Raw genomic sequence first — 17,126 nt, 5'->3', positions numbered from 1 at the left:
GATGCCCGCCTGGACCGGCCCTCTCGACGTCTCGGACATCGTCGACCGCCCGATCGTCGGCCGCGATGACGTGACCCGTCTCTTGGTGCGCGCCGTCGCGCTCGAAGCCTCGGAGGTGATCTTCCAGACCGGGCGTCCGGTGTTGGCGCAGATCCACGGACGATTGCTCGCGCTCACCCGGCAATGGCTGCAGCCGGCGACGATCTCGCGCATCAGCGTCGATCTCACCGGCACGGACAGCATGATGTCGAAGCTCTATTCCGGGCGCGATGCCGATCGGGCGGTGCCGATCGAGGATCGCTCGGCGGTCGATGCGACCGGCGAGCCGCTGCGCCATCGCTTCCGCGTCAACCTGACGCCCAATCACTACGAGGGTGACATCGGCGTCCAACTGGTCTGCCGGCACATTCCGTTCATGCCGCCGACGGTCACCGAGATCGGCATAGAGCCGGGGATCGTCGCCGAGAGCACCCCGGCGCAAGGCGCGGTCGTCATCGCCGGGGAGACCGGATCGGGCAAGACCACCACCTTCGCCGCCCTGATCCGCCGCGTCCTCGAGGAGCCGACGCCGATCGTCGGCAACGTGCTGACCTTCGAGGCGCCGATCGAGTTCGTCTTCGAGGGGATCTCGAGCGCGACCTGCACGATCTCCCAGCACGAGATCGGCGTCCACCTCGGCTCCTTCGCCGACGGTGTGCGCGGCGCCATGCGCCGCAAGCCGGCGTTGATCGTCGTCGGCGAGGTCCGCGACAGGGAGACGATCGCGGCGATGGTCGAGGCCTCGAACACCGGCCATCCGATCTACACGACGACGCATGCCAACGACGTCGCCTCGATCATTCGCCGTCTGACGCTGAAGTTTCCCGCCGAAATGCAGTTCCAGGCCTTCCACGACGTGTTGAGCACGGTGCGCCTGCTGATCAGTCAGGTGCTGGTCCCTCGCGTCGGCGGTGGCCGGACCTGTCTCAGGGAATGGCAGGTGGTGACCGACCCGGTGCGCCGGGAGATCTCGGAGGCCGGCCCCGAGCATGCCACCGTCGTCACCCGCGACATCGTAGATCGCGACGTCGACGGTCGGTCGATGCGCTCCACCGTTCATCTCGCCCATGCCGCCGGCACCATCGATGCCGAGACCGCGCGCCGTGTCCTCTATCGCTATGGCTACCGCAATGACCCTCTCGCGGCGTGAACTCCTCACGGGGCTCCTCCCGTTCGTCGGCCTCGGCTCCTCGTCGAGCGCCGTCGCCGCGGCGATGCCGGCGCCGGCGGAAATGCCCTCCCGGCTCTGGCTGGTCCGTGAACACGACGGCACCGAGATCGTGACGGCGTTCCGCAATGGCGCCGGCTACGATCACGGTGCCATCCTCGAACTCTCCTGGCTCTGGCGGGACAACGAGGACGGTCGCGCCATCTGGATCGAGCCGCGCCTCTTCGACGCGCTCGCCGCCATTCAGACCGGGATCGGCCGCGCCAACGGCGCGCTTCTCCCTCTCGTGCTGACCAGCGGCTGTCGGTCGCCCGCCCACAATGGCGCAACGGAGGGCGCGGCGCGTCAGTCGACGCACATCGACGGGCTCGCCGGCGACATCCGGGTTTCCGGCGTCGAGCCGAAGATCGTCGCGCTGGCGGCCGCCATGTATGGCGCCGGCGGCGTCGGCCTCTATCCGAACCACGTCCACGTCGACGTCTGGCGTCGCCGCTTCTGGGTCGACCCGAAGATCGACGTCGGCGCCGCCTTGCCGGCGGCCCCCCGCCCCTCCTCCGGAAAAGGAAATCCGTCGTGACCGATCTTCAGTGGCGCTGGACCGCCCAACCCCTCCGTATCGCCGGGCTCCACGCGAGCGTTCTCGCCTTCGGCCCGCTTCTCGTGGTCACCGGCCTCTCGCGCTGGGCCTTCGTCGCACTCGCGCTCTACGTCGCCTTCCTCTGGTGGTGTCGGCGTGCCGGACGGACGCCGCTCGCGATGATCGCCAGCCTCGACACCCGCTGGGTCCGCCGTGGCCGCTGGCCCGCCTTCTGAGAGATGATGCCGATGCCTGTCCCCTCCCCTGCCCTCGCGCGGATCGCCGCCGTCGTCGCCGTGCTCGCCGCGCCGCTCCCCGCGTCGGCCGCCTCGACCTGCTCGGTCAAGGCGGCGGCCGACGCCGCCGTGCAGCGGCAGATCACCCTGATCGACGCCGCCAAGGTCAACCCGTCCGACTTCTTCGACGGGGCGAACTCCTGCATCGCCACAAACCTCCTGCAGCAGTTCGACCTCTCGAACCTCATTCCCGACCTGTCCGGGTTTCTGACCTCGGCGGCGCAGAACCTCATCACCCAGGCTCTGAACACGGCCAAGCAGCAGGTCTGCTCGATCCTCAACAGCCAGCTCCAGAACGTGATCAACCAGATCAACTCGAAACTCTATGCCTTCCGCTCGACGCTGAGCGCCGACCTCTCGAAGCTCCTGAACGGCAGCACCAGCACCATCATGCTGCCGAACGTCACCGGGATCGGCACCTACACCTTCAACGCCTCGTCCTCTTCGCTCGGGTCGGTTCTCGGCGTCGGCAGTAGCTCGACCACGACGACGACCACGACGGACACCTCGTCCGGGTCATCGGCGACGAGCTCCGGCACGACGTCGAACTACTCGACGATCTTCAACAACAACTGAGGTGCCAATGTCCCGCTCGTCGATCCTTCTCGCCGCCGCCCTGTTCGTCATGGCCGGTGATGCTTTCGCCGCTGGTCCCCTGCCGATCACCGGCACGTTCGTTCTCGCGCCCGATCCCCGGTCTCCGGCGCGACCGTTCTCCTGCGCGATCGCCACCAGGGTCGAGATCTCCGCCGACCGGATCGTCGAGCGCTGGCACGCCGCCGACTTCGGCCCCGACGCCTACATGCCCGAGGGCACCAACACCTGCCGCGTCACCGCATGGAAGAAGAAGGGCGATCGGATCGAGGGTCGCCATACGTGTTCCTGGACGGGCACGACGCCGTCACCGGCCGAGATGGGCGACGGCGACGATGCCGGCGGCGCCTCGACCTTCGTCATCCGCGTCCTTTCCGCCGACCGCATCGAATACGACGCGGCCGCGATCTTCGGGCGTTGTCCATGAAGAGCGTCTTGCCGATCAGGCTCCGCGCCATCGCCGGAGCACTTCTTCTCTTTCCGGTCGCATCATCGGCGAACGCCGGCACCTGCCTGTCGGTCGACCTGATGAACGCCTCGGGCTGGGTCGTGACCTCGCCCTACGGTGTCGATCGCACCGGACATTCCGGCGCCTCGGCCGGTTATCACCAGGGCCTCGACATGGTGAACGGCGAGGGTGCCGGCACGCCGATCTATTCCGGCTCCGGCGGCACCGTCCGTTATCGCACCTTCACCGGCGGCGCCGACGCCTCGGGTCTCGTCGCCGAGGTCACCGCGCCCTCGGGCGACACGATGTTCCGCTATCTCCACATGCGCAATCACGCGACGAACGGCGAGACGCGCGAGATCGCTGCCGGAACGCAGGTCGGCACGATGGGCTGTGCCGGCATGAAGTCCTGCAGTCCACACCTGCACCTCTATGCGATGCTGCGCGGCTCGGAACTGGCGGCGAGCGGCTACGCCGGCCGAACGTGGCACGACTTTGCCGGCAAACATGCGGCCCCCATGACCTCGGAGGCGATCCGCTCGGCGGCGCCGCGTGATTGGTACTACGTCAATCCCGAGACGTTCCTGTCGCGCCGCATTCCGATCGTCCACACCTACCCCGACATGCCGGGTGGCGTGCACACCACCACCCTCCCCCAATCCTGCACCGCCGATTCCTCCTCCGCCGTCGCCGTCAATCCGCAGAGCGCCGGCGAGACGCGTTCGCGGGAGAGCGCGGTCGCCGGTGATGCCACGATCGCCGGGACCGAGGACTACGCCTTCAAGTCGGCCGAGCAACCGATCCGCTCGCTCTGGATCAGCCTCGCCAAACAGTCGGCGACGTCTCTCGTCGCCGGCACCCTCGATCACCAATCGGCGCTGGATGCTTCGCTCGCCGAACTGGTCCTCGTCACCGCCCTCCCCTCTTCGGCCTCCGCCCCATGAAACGTGCCTCCCTTCTCCTCGCCGGAATGCTCGTCTGTCCGTCGTTGCCGGCGATCGCCCAGACCTCGCCGATCACCGCCGTCTGGTACGCCTCGCTCGTCCGGCTGCTGTCGGGATTGAGGGTCGATGCGTCGCAGGCGACGACCACGGCCGATCAGACGGCGACGGCCGTGAAATCGAGTGCGAGCGCCGCGGCTTCGACCGTCGCGGCGACCCGTCAGGGGCTCCTCGTCGCCAAGGCCCGGCACGACTATTCCTATGAGACTGGCACCGGCTATGCCGCCTGCACGGTGTCGCTCGGGCTGACCGATGAGCGGGATGCCGGCGCCTCCGCCGCCACGGTGATGGCGGCCTTCGGGACCGCCGACCGGTCCTGGCTGCAATCGGGTGGCGACGGCGCCGCCCGTCTCAGGGCCTCGCTCGATCTCAGGAAGACCCTCTATTGCTCCGAGGCGGAGCGGACGGCCGGTGTCTGTACGGGCACCGGCGGCTATGGCGCCGGCGATGCCGACGCGAGCCTCTGGCTCTATTCGCGCAACTACGGCGCCGAGGAGATCACGACCGCCGGCGACTTCCTCGACGTGGTCGCGCCGCTGCCGACCATCGAACCCGCGGCGTCGACCGCCGTCGACCAGACCCGGCTCGTCGAGAACCGCCGTGGTGGCGCCCTTCTGAGCGGTGCCCGCGCTGCCCTGATGACGGTGATCGCCGCCGGCACCGCCGGTGACGAGAGGGAGACCCACTGATGCTTCGCCGCGTTTCCGCCGTCGCCTTCGTGACCCTACTCGCTGGTACGACTTCCACCCTCGCTCAGTCCTGCGCCGGTGTCGAAGCCCGCGTCAACGTCCGCACCGGGCAATTGCAGGCCGCGGTCGAAGGCGTCATCGACACGACCGAGAGCGCGCTGATCGCCCAGGAACTCCTGCAACGCAACCAGCTCCTCTCTGCCTTCAAGGTGATCACCGCCCAGTCGGCGACGGCGAGCGATCAGGTCACGACCGCCCACAAACAGGCGGCGAGTGCCACCGCTTCGACCGCCGTCACCCAGGCGAACAATCTCGCCGTCGCCGCGGCGTCCCACCGCTACCAGTCGGTCGGCTACGATCCCTGCGGTTCGAATGCCAAGGCGGTGACCCTCTATCAGGCGATCGCCGCGGCGCCTGCCGCCCGCAAGACGATTGCGGCGAGCGTCGTCTCGCAGCCCGGAAAATACGGCGATCCCGCGTCCTGGACGGCTGCCGTTCGTTCGGGAACCGTCACCGATGGGACGTCGCTCTTCACGGGCGACACGGCGGCCGCCGCCGCCTTCATCAATGCCGTCGTCGGTCCCCCGGAGAAGCAGGACCCTACCCGACCGAGCGGAACCGCGAGAGGCGACGCCGATCGTCTCGGCAAGGCCGAGCGCGACGCGATGAAGTCGGTCGGCACGGTCGTGCTCTCCGACATCGCCGCCGACAACGCCACCGGTGGACCCGTCGAGCAGGCGAAGGCGCTCGGCAAACATTGGGTCGGCGACGACGGAGGCGAGACCTGGGCCGCCTCGATCGCCGGCGATCACCAGCGCGGCATCCTCCAGGACGCCGTCCGGATGGAAGCCGCCAACCTCTCGCTCCTCGCCCTGCAGGTGAAGAAAGGGGCCCGGACCGAGACGGCTGCGGCGACCCTTCTTCTCGCAATGATCAACGCCAAGGTCGGTGCTCGCCTGCCCTCGCCTGAAGCCGGAGGCCCGAAGTGACGAACTCTCCCCCGATGCCCCGTCTTCTGCAGGTGGGAGCTTTCGCCTTCGCGATCATCGCCGTGCCGTTGCCGGCGCATGCCTGGTGGTGTGGCGTCAACGACGCCATCTGGCGCGCCGGTCATCAGGCCGCCGAGACCGCGCTCGAGGCGCGCGTCACCCTGATGGGGACGGATCTGTCGGCTCAGCGCGCCATTACCCTCGAGATGCTGCTCTCGGCCGCCAAGGTGAACACCGCCCAGGGCGCGACCAACGGCGGCCGCGAGGCGACCATGGTGAAGTCGTCGCAGGAGGCGCTCGCCACCACTCTCGGCGAGCAGACGCGCCGCGAGGCGATCGTCGATGCTCGGGAGCAATATTCCTTCGAGACCGGCCAGGGCGTGAACACCTGTTCGTCGGTCAATCTCACGGCGACGGTCACCCAGTCGCTCTCCACCATCGGCGAGACCGGCCGCAAGCTCTATACCGACGTCGACGTCTCGCCCGGCAAGGCGACCTCGGTCGCTTCGGCGACGGCGACGAGGTTGGCGACGACTTCCCTCACCGATGCCGAGCCGCTGTTCGATCCCTCCGCCTCCGACGACGCCCGCAAGGCCGTCATCCAGCATCTCGCGGGCCTTCCCCTCCCCCTTCCGGACGCCTCGATGCCGCAGGCCTCGGCCGACCTCATGCTGATGCGCGCGCGTCGCGTCGAGGCCCTGCGCTCCCCTGCCCTCGTCTCGCTCAATGCCGTCCGGGCGATGTCGTCGTCCGCCGCCCACGAGACCGGCACCACCGATGTCGGCGCCTTCGTCGCCCTCGACCAGCTCATCGCGCAATATGGCGGCGGCGACGGCTTCGAGGCCTGGTCGGCGGGTTTGGCCGGTCAATCCGAACACGGTCTTCTCGTCGAACTGGCTCGGCTCCGTTCGATCTCCCTGACGTTGCGGCAGACGCAGACCGAGCAGCAGGCTCGCCTCGCCGCCCTCTTCGCGACCATGGTCGCCGTTCAGGCCGGAGGCGATCTCTGATGGACCGTCTCCGCCGTCTCGGCATCCTTTTCGTCCTCGCCGCCCTCCCCTCCCCCGCAGCGGCTCAGACGACCTCGAAACAGATCTTTACCCCGACCACCGACGATCTGGCGCTCGCCAATCTGAAGAAGCTGCTCGGCTGCACCGTCGATGCGCTCTGGAACTCGACGACCTGCAGTGAGACGCGGCCGCTGACGACGGCGCTGGCGTATTTCAACGTCGCTTGCCTGATCGTCGCGACGCTGGTCGCCTGCTACCTGCTCTATTCGATGGTCGCCGACACCGCCAACGACGGCCAGATCTTCGGCCGGTCGATCGAGACCCGCTACACGCTTCTCCGCGTCGGGCTCGGTGCCATCCTCGCCCTCCCCGTCTCGAGCGGCCTCTCGGTCGTCCAACTCCTCGTCATCCAGGTGGCGCTCTGGGGATCGGGTGGTGGCGACACGCTCTGGGCCAAGGTCGCTCCGACCATGCTCGCCGGTATGTATGGTTCGTCCGCTTCCGCCGCCCCCACCGGGACCTACGGCACCGACTATGCGCTGCGCGGCAAGATCGCCAAGGCTCTGCGCGCCCGCACCCTCGGCTACGTCTGCGCCAAACTGATGGACGACTACGCCAATCGTCTCTCCGGGGTGACCGGCACGGTCTCGGCGACCGGCCCGACGACGACCACCGGCGATTCCGTCTTCGCCACCGACACCATGACCGTCTACGGCTTCTCGTCCACGTCCTATTGGGGCATCGCCGAGCCCTGCGGCGTCGTTCAGTACCGCAACCTCGACATCGCCACGGTCGATGCCGATTCCTCCGGCGTGTCGGATCGGCTGATCGCCGCCGTGTCGCAGGCCGAGAACGCCGCCGTTCAGAATGCCATGTCGACGATCGATTCCACGGCTGCGGCCAACGCCGAGCGCATCGTCAATTCCGCGCGCGACGGCACCGCCATCCGCGAGAGCGTCAAGACGGCGGTCGAAAGCGCCACGGCGACCGTCTCGTCGGCGCTCGCCTCGGCTCTCCAGAGCAATGCCGCCGAGGTGCAGGCGGCCGAACGGGAATATCTCTCCAACGCCACCGACAACGGTTGGCTCGGCGCCATCCTCTGGCAACGGTCGATGGTCGCGACCTACGCCAAGCTCTCGACCATGACGGAGGCGGTCAACTTCGAGTACCGCGACCCGCCCGATCCCTCGACCAGCATCTCCTTCTTCAGTCGCTGGGGATCGGCCTACCAGGCCCTCGTCGACAAGATGCAGGACGTCTACCCCTACGCCCGCAGCTTCGACGCCTATTACGACAGCTTCGCGCAAGCCGCGCCGGTGCCGGTCGCCTCCGACGCGGCCGCCGCCGATCAGTCCTCGTCCTGGTCGGTCGCCGGCTGGGTCGCCTCCGCCTATCAGACGATCCTGCGGCAGCTCGCGACTGCGGAATCGAGCACATGGAAGGACCCGGTCGTCGAGATCCAGGCGACGGGCCATGTCTTCGCCAAGACGGCCGCCGGGTTCGGTCTCGCCAGTGCCGCGGGCAAGCTCGTCGAAACCGTGACGGGCGGTGTCGGCAGCGTCGTCGCCGGCGGCCTCTCCGCCCTCTCCTGGGCAGCCATGTGGTGCTTCATCGTTCCCGGCTTCCTGCTGTCGGGGGTCGGCCCCTTCCTGTTCGTGATCCAGTTTCTGTTCGCCGTGCTCAACTGGTTCCTGGTCATCGCCGAGGCCATGGTCGCCGTCCCCCTCTGGCTTCTCGACAAGTTCGCGCCGACGCGCTCGCCGGGTCTCTTCGCCGGGAACATGACCGGCTACATGTTCCTGCTCGGCATCCTGATCCGGCCGTTCCTGATCGTGATCGGCCTCCTCGTCTCGCTGCTCGTGCTCCGCGTCGGGCTCGACATCGCCAACCTGTTCTTCCGCGGGGCGCTGGCGGCGCTCTCGCCAGACGGCCCCGGCACCATCATCGTCGGGCTCGGCGGTCTCGTCGTCTACTCGGGGCTCCTCTTCACGCTCCTCACCTTCAGTTCGGCCTTCATCGGCCAGGTGCCGGAACTCGTCATGAGTTGGGTCGACACGCATCTCGTCCACCGACGTGACGGCGCGGCTCACGTCGCGTCCGGGTTCGGTGGTTGGCTGCCGACGCGGACGGCAGCCGTGACGGGCGCGACTGGGAGAGCAATCGAGGGGGCCGGATCCGAGATGTCGAAGCGGCGGCAGTTGCTGTCGCGGCAGAGAGGTGAGCGGCCTCCGCGGCAGGGAGGCAAACCATGACCGTCGGCGATCGCTCAGTCGTCCTGCTCGTCGGCGAGGCCTTCCACCAGTCGGAGGATCAGCGCTCGCTTGGCCGAGCTGGCGATGCGGTTGAAGGCTCGGTTGAGCTCCCACCCTTCACGGGTCTCGAGGAAGCGCCGAAGGGCTGCCTCCTCGTCATCGATTGCCGGGTCGAGGATGACGTATGCCTCCTCGTCGACGTCTGCGCAGAGCCATGCGATCGGGATCTCCAGCGCCCGGGCGAGGTTGATCAGTTTGCGCGCCGAGACCCGTGTTGTCGCGCGCTCGTAAAACGAGATGGCCCGCTCGGTATCGCCCGTGAGCGCCGCAAGGCCCCTCTGCGTGAGCCGGCGTGCTTGGCGATGGTGCCGGAGGCGGGCCGCGACGGCGCGGTCGGCGTCTGTGATGCGGTGCGGGGTGTCGGGCATGGGGCCGGGGGCTCGCGGCGGCGATGGTTCGAGACGAAGGTATCTGTGGGTGAAAGAGCGCTCTGGGCAAGGGATAGCAGTTTTGGTGGGCAATTGGGTGGGTGCGACAGTTCGACGGACCGTTCGGTTCGTGCGGAAGGCAATCCACATCTGGTGTTGTACGCGCGGGCCGTTAAGATTTTGTTTACCCTAATTTTCTTGCCAGAGGTCAAGAATCGGCATCTAAGTGCGATTAGATCTGCCGTTGGCGGTCGAAATCGCATTTTGACAAACTTGTTGAACCTGGGCGTGGTGGGAAACATGGCAATCGACGCCGTCGATCGGCTCATCATCGAACAAGCGGAAGAGCTGTCCGAACGGCTCAAACGACATCGCGTCGAGATGTTTCCCCCGACGGCTCAGAAGGGCCTACGGGAGTTCCAACTCGGCGAAGCCGCCAAGTTTCTCGGCGTGACCAGCGGCTACCTTCGTAATCTCTCGCTCGAAGGCAAGGGACCTCAGCCGCAGGTCACTCCCTCCGGGCGCCGTTCCTACACGGCGGCGCAGATCGAAGAAATGCGCCGGTTTCTCGAACAGAACGCACGGACTGGGACGCGCTACGTGCCTCATCGGCGGGCTGGAGAGCATCTTCAGATCATTGCCGTCGTCAATTTCAAAGGTGGGTCGGGAAAGACGACGACAGCGGCGCACCTTTCTCAGCATTTGGCGCTGACTGGTCACCGTGTCCTGGCAGTCGATCTCGATCCGCAGGCTTCGCTGTCGGCGATCCATGGTGTCCAACCCGAGTTCGACGTCGGTGAAAACGAAACGCTCTTCGGTGCCATTCGATACGACGACGAGCGGCGGCCTCTGCAGGAGATCATTCGGAAGACGAATTTCCCGAACCTGGATCTCGTGCCTGGAAATCTCGAGCTGATGGAGTTCGAGCACGATACGCCCAGGGTGCTCGCGCAAGGGCGGTCCGAAGAATATGGCCGGATTTTTTTCGCCCGACTGGATGATGCGTTGGTGTCGGTGGCCGATCAGTACGATGTGGTCGTCATCGATTGTCCGCCGCAGCTCGGGTTCCTGACGATGAGCGCGATTTGCGGGGCAACCGCGGTCCTCATCACGGTGCATCCGCAGATGCTCGACGTGATGTCGATGTGCCAGTTTCTGCAGATGATGGGGGAGGTGCTGAGCACTCTGAAAGAGGCCGGCGGGAACATGAATCTCGATTGGCTCCGTTACTTGATCACTCGCTATGACCCTCAGGATGGGCCTCAAACTCAGATGGTCGCCTTCATGCGATCTCTGTTCAAAAACCTCGTCCTGACCAATCCGATGGTCCGCAGCGTAGCGATCTCCGACGCCGCGATGACGAACCAGACACTCTACGAGGTCGATCGGAGCTCCTTCACCCGTAGCACCTACGATCGAGCGATGGAGGCGATGGAGGCGGTCAACGGCGAGATCGTCGATCTCATTCATGCGGCTTGGGGGCGAGGATGAGCGATCGGGCACGGTTTACCGCAGTAAACTCCGTGACGCGAAGGGTCTCATCCAGACGGGTGGGGCCGAGAGTTTACCGCGGTAAACTCTCGATGTGGACGTGGGAGGGGTGAGCCTTGGCACGCAAGAATATCTTGGCGGGGGTCATGGGCGACGCGAAGAAGGCGCTTTTGACCGACGAAGCGAGCGGTGTCGAGTCCCCCTCGCCTGCCGAAGGACACCTCCGCCACAAGGGAGCGCTCGGAGCCGTCACGCGAACGATCGATGCGTTGGCAGCAAAGGCCGCCGCCGCCAGCGAGATTGAGAAGAGGCTCGTCGAAGGGGAAGTGATCGTCGAACTCGATCCTTCGATCGTCGAGGCATCGTTCATTTCCGATCGCGTCCGTCAGGACGACGATGAGTTCTACGCCTTGTTGGAAGCAATCCGCACGCGTGGGCAAGACTCTCCGATTCTCGTCAGGCCTCACCCCGAGAAGGCGGGGATGTATCAAATCGCCTTTGGACACCGCCGCCTTCGCGTAGCCGCTCAGCTCGGACGCCCGGTGCGCGCGGTCGTCAAGGTGCTGAGTGATCGCGATCATGTCGTCGCCCAAGGACAGGAAAATGCGGCTCGGGCCGATCTGTCCTTCATCGAACGAGCGTTGTTTGCGCGGAGCATGGAGGTGCGAGGCTTCGATAGAGAAACGATCATGGCGGCACTCAATGCCGACAAGACGACCGTTTCGAAGATGTTGTCCCTCAGTGCGCGAATTCCCCCGACCGTCCTCGATACATTGAGAAACGCGCACGGTGTCGGCCGAGATCGGTGGCACGAGTTGGCCGCGCGGATGGATGATCTCTCGTTTCGGTCGGCGGCCGAGCAGTTGGTCAACGAAGACCGGTACGTGTCCGCGGATGGGGACGGGCGGTTTCAGCTGCTGGAGAAGTCGGCGGCTCCGGTCGCGACCAAAGCCGCGTCGACGGCGCCGGTTGTTCGCAACTGGCATCCGAATGGAGGTCCCAAAGCGAAAATTCGCACAGATTCGAGAGGATTCTCGTTGACGCTCCGGGCCGACAACGCCCGAGCCTTCGGCGATTTTCTCGAGCAGAATCTCGAACGCCTGTATCAGGAGTTCGAGAGCGCAAGCCACCTCAATTCCAACGGAGATTAACAGGCAAAAGAAAAAGGCCACCGAAACGTCGCCGTCGCGGAAGCCTCTCTCAAAGTCCTAGCAAGCTTGAGAATCGCACCTCCGCGAATCACCGTCAAGCGTTTTTCGCGCCGTTTCGGCGAGCAGGTTTTCTTTGCCCGAACGAAGGCAAAGACCCATGCAGCCCTATCAGTCCCGCACGCCATTCGGCGGGCGATCGCTGACGCTTGCCCATGTGGCAGCGCAGTCCAAGGCGGAGGCGCGAGCCCCCGAGAAGGTCGTCCACAAGTGGGAGGTCTTCCGTTCGATCTGTACCGCCAAAGCCAGGCTCGGGGTCTCCGAGCGGGCGCTGGCGGTGCTCGACGCGCTGCTGAGCTTCCACCCCGAGACGACGCTGTCGGGCGACAAACTCGTGGTGTGGCCGTCGAACCGGCAGTTGGCGCTCCGGGCCCACGGCATGGCGCCGGCGACCCTGCGCCGTCACATCGCCGGCCTGGTCGACGCCGGTCTCGTCGTGCGCCGCGACAGCCCCAACGGCAAGCGCTACGCCCGCAAAGGGGAGGGGGGCGAGATCGATCAGGCCTTCGGCTTCGATCTGACGCCGCTCGTCGCCCGCGCCGAAGAGATCGAGAGCCTGGCCGAGGACGTCCGCGCCGCCGATCGGGCGCTGCGGCTGGCGCGCGAGCGCATCACCATCTGCCGCCGCGACATCGCCAAGATGATCGCCACCGGTCTCGAGGAGGGTGTCGCGACGCGCCGAGAGGGCAGAGGGCCGGCCGACTGGAGCGAGGTCCACGCTCATTTCCGCTCGATCGTCGAGGGCATTCCGCGCAATGCCGGGCTCACCGAGCTCGAAGGGATCGCCGAGGATCTGTCGACGCTCGCCGACGATGTGTTCATGCTGTTGGAAATGCATGGAAAAGACGAAAATCCGAGCGCCGATGAGTCTCAAATTGAGCGCCACATACAGAATTCAAACCCACACCCCTCTACTGAACTTGAACCTCGCTTCCAAGAAGTGAGGGCGGCGAGGGCAGAGATCGAACCGCTTGCGCTCAGACCCGTGGAGGGCGCCTTCCCCTTGGGGATGGTGCTCCAGGCCTGTCCCGACATCGTCGACTATGCCCGAGACGGCATTTCCAACTGGCGTGACTTCCTTGCGACGGCGGCCGTGGTGCGGCCGATGTTGGGAATTTCGCCGAGCGCCTGGGAGGAGGCGAGGGGGATCCTCGGCGAGGTTCAGGCGGCGGTCGTCGTCGCGGCGATCCTGCAACGCCACGCGATGATCGCGTCGGCCGGCGGCTATCTGCGCAGTCTGACGCGCAAAGCGGAAGAGGGCGGCTTCAGCCTCGGCCCGATGCTGATGGCACTGATCGGCAGCAGGAAGCGCGAAAAGGCGAGGGCGTGAGGGCCGGGTGAGCTCCGATGGGAGGTTTCGATCGTCGGCCCGCCAGAGAATTCACGGTTCATCCGGTCAGGGAACTCGTGGTGTGGTTTGCTTGTTGCGGTTCTTCGCGTGGGATGCCTTGCCGATCTCGCGTCGCCGGACGAGTTTGGTCAGGCGAACGGTGATCTCCGGGTGATCGACCTCTTCGGGATCGAAGGGGCGGCCGTACCAGCGAGACAGCTCGGCATGGCGCTCGTGGGTCGGATCCCCCATGGCGGAGAGGAACTCTTCGAAACCGGGAAACCCGCCTACATCTTCCGGCGGTCCTCGTCGAGCGCCACCGACGAGACGGGGGTAACTCGTTCCTTCGACGAACGGCAGAACCTCCTCGATCTTGAGGTGAAACCGCCAATCGTCCCCGAAGTCGTAGGTGTAGGTGAACTCGATCACTCCTCGGTCGATCAAGGCTCCGATCCTGATGTTCTTGGCGTCCCGTGTGTCGTCACCCCACTCTCGGTCGGGGATGCCGTAGCGGCGGTCGCCGATCTCGAACAGGAAGAGATGACGATTGTCGAAGGGGACGACGGCCTGGATCGCGTCGTGCAGGCCACGCAGACTGACGGTCGAAGGAACCTCGATCGTTCGCCAGATCTGCGGCGTGACGTCGAGAAGCACGATCCGAATGCGCGCGATGTCATCGGCACGGGACACTGGCGTTCTCCATCGTCGTGGCGACGGCCGTTCACAGACCAGGATAGAGCTTGGGAAACCAGCGCTCCACCACGTCGATGGGAAATCCGAGCCGGACGGCCGCTCGGGGGCCGTCGGAGACCAAGAGGCCGCGAGCCAGAAGCTGCGTCAGAACGGTGCGGGACTGGCGTTCCTCGTAGCCGGTGATCAAGACGGCGCGCCCTCTGGGGAACTCGCCCATGACGACGGCTTCGCGGAGCAACGACCAGGAGCCTCGGTGAAGGGTCTTGGCGCGGATTTCCTCCTCGCACCAGATTTCCATCCGTCGCAGGAGACCGTCGAGATCCAGCAGGCCTTCCATGAAGGCGACCTGGTCGAGACTGGTCTCCAGGAAGAAGGCGCAGAATGCCTCGAGGCCCGCGAGGGTCAGATTGCCTCGTCCGTCGAGATCCCCTCGGCGGGGTTCGTCGGCTCCCATGAGCTTGGCCTTGTAGCGATCGACCTGTCGCGCCAGCCCGCGGGAAATCGACCAGAGCTCGGATCCGACGCCGAGTTCTCGGAAGTGCGCATGAGACAGAAGCCGGGTGACACGTCCATTGCCATCCAGGAACGGATGAACCCAGAGCAGCCGGTGATGCGAAGCGGCGACCGCGGTGATCCGTTGGATCTTCGACAGGCGGCCCGGGGCATAGGCATCGACGAGCCTTGCCAGAAAGGGTGCGATCTCGTCACCGCCGGGAGGGATGTGCCGGCCGACCTGAACATGGACGCGCCGAAACTCTCCCGGTACGACGGGTACGCGTTCACCGGTGTCGGGATTGTCCACCCACAGGAGATCATCGGGAAGCCGGTTGCAGAACTCCCGATGAACCCAGAGGATGAAGTCCGTCGATAGGGGAGGGGAGGGAGCTTCTCCTCGGTCGATGAGCCGCTGCACCTCGATGTGGGCGATCGCCTCGCGTTGCAGATCCCGCCGACCGGGCTCGGCCGAATAGTCACCACTCAGCGCCCGGTCGATGTCGACGGGATGGGTGTTGTGTCCTTCGATCAGGTTCGAATAGTAGCAGTTCATCGAGCGGACGAGGTCGCCGATGCTGGTGCGCAGGACCGGGTGGAGCCGACCGGCGAGACCGCTGGATTTGCCGACGAGTTCGGTCGCGAGGTCGGCCAGCACATGCCTGGCATCCTCGGGAACGAGGGGTTCGAAGAGATAGGTCGAAATCATTTTCTGCCGCTTTCGTTGCCGGAAAATCATCTTTGAAAAATGAAGCTTATGTCAACTACGAGCGCGACAATTGCCGGTATGTTTGCCGATCTGATCGAGCGAGGAAGAGGTGGTCTGGCGAACTGGGCTTGGGTCCAAAGGCGTGGAACGAAGGTGGTTCCACGCGAGATTCCGACTTCACCCCTTCCTTGCCGGGCCAGTTCCACCCGCAACGTCGAAACCGGCGAATTCGATCTAGATCCGCTACCGACGACATGGGCGAGGAGGGCGGCGGCGGGGCCTGGCCGCGCGATCTCCCGGCGGATCACCGGATGGTGGCGGTTGCCCACCCGTGACCCCGATCATCGGTTCTCGAGATCATACCATTTCCATTCATGACCGTGCTCTGTTAGCTCGGACGCTCGATCGTCGGCTCCGGCGGTCGCCACGTTTCACCAACACCCGAGGAAGCGATGTCGGCGGACGGAATTGAGGAGCGCCCCGGCGGCAGCGCCGACGTGGCGCGATTGGCGATCGCTCAGGCACTCGCCGGGGCCAATGCCGCCGTGTTCTATGCGACGGGCTCGATCGTCGGCGACGTCCTGGCGCCGAGCAAGGCGCTCTCCACCCTGCCGATCTCGGTTTTCGTCGTCGGCATGGCGGTCTGCACGCTACCGGCGGGCGCGATCGCCCGCCACCACGGCCGCCGCGCCGCCTTCCTCGTCGGAACCGGAGCGGGTGTGCTCGCCGGGCTCTTCGCCATGCTGGCGGTGCTCGAGGGCGCCTTCTGGCTCTATTGCCTGTCGGCCTTCCTCGGCGGCGGCTACGGCGCGGTCGTGCTGTCGTTCCGCTTCGCCGCCGCCGATTGCGCGCCACCGGCACGACGGGCCCGCGCCATGTCGTTGGTGATGGCCGGCGGGGTCTTCGCCGGGGTGATCGGGCCGCAGCTCGTCACCCACACGATGGACCTGTGGCCGCCCTATCTCTTCGCCGCCACCCATCTCGCCCAGGCGGGCGTCGCGGCGCTCTCGGCGCTGGTGCTCGCCGGTGTCCATATCCCGATGCCGAGCCGCGAGGAGATCGCCGGCGGCCGGCCACTCGGCGAGATCGCGCGTCAGCCGCGCTTCGTCATCGCCGTCGTCTGCGGCGTCGTCTCCTACATGGTCATGAACTTCCTGATGACCGCCGCGCCCCTGGCGATGCGGCTGTGCGGCCTGCCGCAGGAGACGGCCAATCTGGGTCTGCAATGGCACATCATCGCCATGTACGCGCCGGGCTTCGTCACCGGACGGCTGATCGGCCGCTTCGGCACGGTGCCGATCGTCGCCGTCGGCCTCGTCCTGATCGGGCTTGCGGCCGGCGCCGGGCTGATGGGCATCGAGGTCATGCATTTCTGGGGGATGCTGATCCTGCTCGGCATCGGTTGGAACTTCGGCTTCGTCGGCGCCTCGGCGCTGGTGCTCGAATGCCACCGCCCGGAGGAGCGGACGCGGGTCCAGTCGCTCAACGACTTTCTGGTCTTCGGCACCATGACCGTCGGCTCGCTGTCGTCGGGCACCCTGCTCGCGACCTCGGGCTGGACCATGGTGCTGATCACCTCCTTCGTGCCGCTGGCGCTCGCCGCCGTGGCGCTCGTCGTCCTGGGGCGGGCGCCTCGGGCGCAGGTGGGGTGACGGTCGGCGCCGAGGTGTCGAGCCGCGCGACGGGCACTTCGAGACGACGACCGCCCGCCC

Annotated in this window: 17 protein-coding genes; 14 read left to right on the top strand and 3 right to left on the bottom strand. The window is 66.2% G+C overall.

The window, feature by feature from the left end; all coding sequences use genetic code 11:
• Position 1: 1 nt before the first annotated feature.
• From V7Q42_RS05655 to V7Q42_RS05610, 10 genes are read left to right on the top strand one after another with little or no spacing between them, the layout of a single operon-like run.
• Positions 2 to 1,189, top strand: coding sequence for a type IV pilus twitching motility protein PilT (locus V7Q42_RS05655; RefSeq protein WP_333822979.1), 1,188 nt, complete (start codon positions 2 to 4; stop codon positions 1,187 to 1,189).
• A complete protein-coding gene (locus tag V7Q42_RS05650) occupies positions 1,170 to 1,784 on the top strand; it encodes a YcbK family protein (protein ID WP_333822977.1) in 615 nt (204 codons plus the stop codon). Before V7Q42_RS05655 ends, V7Q42_RS05650 begins: the two co-directional genes overlap by 20 nt.
• Positions 1,781 to 2,020, top strand: a complete 240-nt coding sequence (locus V7Q42_RS05645; protein WP_333822976.1) for a hypothetical protein — start codon at positions 1,781 to 1,783, stop codon at positions 2,018 to 2,020. Before V7Q42_RS05650 ends, V7Q42_RS05645 begins: the two co-directional genes overlap by 4 nt.
• A 12-nt stretch (positions 2,021 to 2,032) precedes the next feature.
• Positions 2,033 to 2,656, top strand: a complete 624-nt coding sequence (locus tag V7Q42_RS05640; protein WP_333822975.1) for a hypothetical protein — start codon at positions 2,033 to 2,035, stop codon at positions 2,654 to 2,656.
• Between the two features lie 7 nt (positions 2,657 to 2,663).
• Positions 2,664 to 3,101, top strand: a complete 438-nt coding sequence (locus V7Q42_RS05635) for a hypothetical protein (protein ID WP_333822974.1) — start codon at positions 2,664 to 2,666, stop codon at positions 3,099 to 3,101.
• 8 nt (positions 3,102 to 3,109) lie between these two features.
• Positions 3,110 to 4,066 (top strand): M23 family metallopeptidase, encoded by a 957-nt coding sequence (locus V7Q42_RS05630; RefSeq protein WP_333822973.1) that lies wholly within the window; start codon positions 3,110 to 3,112, stop codon positions 4,064 to 4,066.
• Complete coding sequence (locus tag V7Q42_RS05625) at positions 4,063 to 4,812, top strand: hypothetical protein (protein WP_333822972.1); 750 nt, start codon at positions 4,063 to 4,065, stop codon at positions 4,810 to 4,812. The genes V7Q42_RS05630 and V7Q42_RS05625 overlap by 4 nt, the downstream gene beginning before the upstream one ends.
• A complete protein-coding gene (locus V7Q42_RS05620; protein WP_333822971.1) occupies positions 4,812 to 5,801 on the top strand; it encodes a hypothetical protein in 990 nt (329 codons plus the stop codon). The genes V7Q42_RS05625 and V7Q42_RS05620 overlap by 1 nt, the downstream gene beginning before the upstream one ends.
• A 14-nt stretch (positions 5,802 to 5,815) precedes the next feature.
• On the top strand, positions 5,816 to 6,811 hold the full coding sequence (locus V7Q42_RS05615) for a hypothetical protein (protein WP_333822969.1): 996 nt from the start codon (positions 5,816 to 5,818) through the stop codon (positions 6,809 to 6,811).
• Complete coding sequence (locus tag V7Q42_RS05610) at positions 6,811 to 9,063, top strand: DotA/TraY family protein (protein WP_333822968.1); 2,253 nt, start codon at positions 6,811 to 6,813, stop codon at positions 9,061 to 9,063. Before V7Q42_RS05615 ends, V7Q42_RS05610 begins: the two co-directional genes overlap by 1 nt.
• A 14-nt stretch (positions 9,064 to 9,077) precedes the next feature.
• On the opposite strand, the gene V7Q42_RS05605 is transcribed toward V7Q42_RS05610, so the two are convergent.
• The gene (locus V7Q42_RS05605) at positions 9,078 to 9,491 is read right to left on the bottom strand and encodes a helix-turn-helix domain-containing protein (RefSeq protein ID WP_333822967.1); all 414 of its coding nucleotides are present in this window, start codon (positions 9,489 to 9,491) and stop codon (positions 9,078 to 9,080) included.
• A 300-nt stretch (positions 9,492 to 9,791) separates the two neighbouring features.
• Here V7Q42_RS05605 and repA point away from each other — a divergent pair, with 300 nt between their 5' ends.
• From repA to repC, 3 genes are all read left to right on the top strand, one after another.
• Positions 9,792 to 10,982 (top strand): plasmid partitioning protein RepA, encoded by a 1,191-nt coding sequence (repA, locus tag V7Q42_RS05600; RefSeq protein ID WP_333822966.1) that lies wholly within the window; start codon positions 9,792 to 9,794, stop codon positions 10,980 to 10,982.
• Between the two features lie 116 nt (positions 10,983 to 11,098).
• On the top strand, positions 11,099 to 12,133 hold the full coding sequence (gene repB / locus V7Q42_RS05595) for a plasmid partitioning protein RepB (RefSeq protein WP_333822965.1): 1,035 nt from the start codon (positions 11,099 to 11,101) through the stop codon (positions 12,131 to 12,133).
• Between the two features lie 157 nt (positions 12,134 to 12,290).
• A complete protein-coding gene (gene repC, locus V7Q42_RS05590) occupies positions 12,291 to 13,520 on the top strand; it encodes a plasmid replication protein RepC (protein ID WP_333822964.1) in 1,230 nt (409 codons plus the stop codon).
• 66 nt (positions 13,521 to 13,586) lie between these two features.
• On the opposite strand, the gene V7Q42_RS05585 is transcribed toward repC, so the two are convergent.
• A complete protein-coding gene (locus V7Q42_RS05585; RefSeq protein ID WP_333822963.1) occupies positions 13,587 to 14,210 on the bottom strand; it encodes a plasmid pRiA4b ORF-3 family protein in 624 nt (207 codons plus the stop codon).
• A gap of 31 nt (positions 14,211 to 14,241) precedes the next feature.
• Entirely contained in the window at positions 14,242 to 15,363 is a 1,122-nt protein-coding gene (locus V7Q42_RS05580) for a Fic family protein (protein ID WP_333822962.1), read from the bottom strand.
• Positions 15,364 to 15,866: 503 nt separating this feature from the next.
• Here V7Q42_RS05580 and V7Q42_RS05575 point away from each other — a divergent pair.
• Positions 15,867 to 17,066, top strand: a complete 1,200-nt coding sequence (locus V7Q42_RS05575; protein ID WP_333822961.1) for an MFS transporter — start codon at positions 15,867 to 15,869, stop codon at positions 17,064 to 17,066.
• Positions 17,067 to 17,126 lie beyond the last annotated feature (60 nt).

This window comes from Pinisolibacter sp., assembly GCF_036782435.1.
In the GTDB taxonomy this organism is placed as follows: Bacteria; Pseudomonadota; Alphaproteobacteria; order Rhizobiales; family Ancalomicrobiaceae; genus CALBKH01.
This window is presented reverse-complemented; position numbering and strand designations above follow the sequence as displayed.